General features: G+C 66.2%; 2 protein-coding genes. Both read left to right on the forward strand.

From position 1 onward, the window contains the following. A partial coding sequence (locus AB0M20_RS42020; RefSeq protein ID WP_364306956.1) for a glycosyltransferase family 2 protein occupies positions 1-1,109 on the forward strand: 1,109 nt, incomplete at its 5' end. Between the two features lie 34 nt (positions 1,110-1,143). Beyond that, a partial coding sequence (locus AB0M20_RS42025) for a PIG-L family deacetylase (RefSeq protein ID WP_364306958.1) occupies positions 1,144-1,690 on the forward strand: 547 nt, incomplete at its 3' end.

Genomic DNA, 1,690 nt, shown 5'->3' on the forward strand with positions numbered 1-1,690 from the left:
CGGCCCTGATCGCGGCCCACAACGAGGAACTGGTCATCGAGAAGAGCATCGCGTCGGTCACCGCGCTGTTCTCGCCGTCCGAGGTCTACCTTGTCTCGGACGGCTCCTCCGACTCCACCGCCGAGAAGGCGAGAGCGGCCGGCGTCAACGTGCTGGAGCTCCATCCCAACAGGGGAAAGGGAGGCGCGCTCGCCGCCGGTGTCGAACACTTCGAGTTGTGCCGGCGCTACCAGGTCGTACTGCTGCTCGACGCGGACACGCTGCTGAGCCCCGACTACCTGGACACTGGCCTGCCGCTGTTCGCCGATTGCGAGGTGGTCGCCGTCGCCGGCCGTCCGAGAAGCTTCTGGCGGCCGGGGCAGATGTCGCACCGGGCACAGTTCATCGCCGCCTACCGCGCGATGGTCTATCTGCGGGCGTTGGAGTTCACCAAGTACGGACAGGGCTGGCGGCACGCGAACGCGGTGGTGGTGGTTCCCGGGTTCGCCAGCATGTACCGCACGTCGGCGCTGGCGCATATCGACATCAATGCCCCCGGTCTGGTGGTCGAGGACCTGAACATGACGTTCGATGTCCATCACAAGCGCCTTGGGCGGATCGCCTTCCATCCTGCAGCGGCGATCGGGTACACGCAGGACCCGGCCACCTGGGGAGACTATGTCCGTCAGGTCAGGCGCTGGTCGCTGGTGCTCTGGCAGACCGTCCGGCGGCACGGCTTCCTGCACCGTGGCCTCTTCTGGGCCGGCCTGACCCTGTACATGGCCGAAGTCATCACCTCCAGCATCGTCGCGATCCTGTTTCCCTTCGGCCTGGCGCTGGAAGCGGCCGCCGGAGTGCTCGGGCACGACCTGGCCTCGACCGGCGGCATTCTCGGAGGCCTGTTCGGCGTCATCAGCATCGAGAACTTCCTGATCGCCGTGGTGCTACCGCAGGTGCTGTTCACGATGCTGGTCTCCACCTTGCACCGGCGCCCGCGCTACCTGCTGTTCGCGCTCGGATTCCCGATACTGTGGATCATCGATTCCTTCGTCCATCTCTACACGATTCCCCGCGCCTGGATAGACCGGTCGACGGGGGCCTGGACCAGCCCCGTCCGGCAGCCACTGTGAGCCCGGGACGCAGCAGACCTGATGAGGGAACGGTATGAAGGATCAATTTCTGGACGATTTTCTCGCCCGCCAGCGCGTGCTGGTGATCGCTCCGCATGCCGACGACGAAACCTACGGGTGCGCGGGCACGATCGCCCGGATCAAGTCGCTGGGCGGCGAGGTGTACGTCAGCCTCGTCTCCGTCGGCAGCCTGGACCACTATGCGGACAACGACGACGGCAGCACGATGCGCCACGTCGGCGCCACCACGCGGCTGAGTGAGTTCGAGTCCGTCATGCAGTTGCTCAAGGTGGACGCCTGGGACGTGCTGTTCACCGACGACTCCCTGCACATGGCCCTCGACACGGTTCCCCGCCGGGAGCTGGTCGGGCTTCTCGAGCGGGAGTCCGTGCTGGCCATCGACAAGGTGCGGCCGACGATGCTGCTGATTCCGGCGCTGAGCTACAACCAGGACCACGAAGCGCTCTTCCGCGCGTGCGTGACCGCCACGCGCCCCGGGGTGCGCGCACAGCGTCACTTCGTGCCCTTCGTCCTCGCCTACGACAACTCCGGGCTGTTCTGGTCGGTGGAGAACGAACGGT

This window comes from Actinoplanes sp. NPDC051633 (genome assembly GCF_040681735.1).
GTDB lineage: Bacteria > Actinomycetota > Actinomycetes > Mycobacteriales > Micromonosporaceae > Actinoplanes.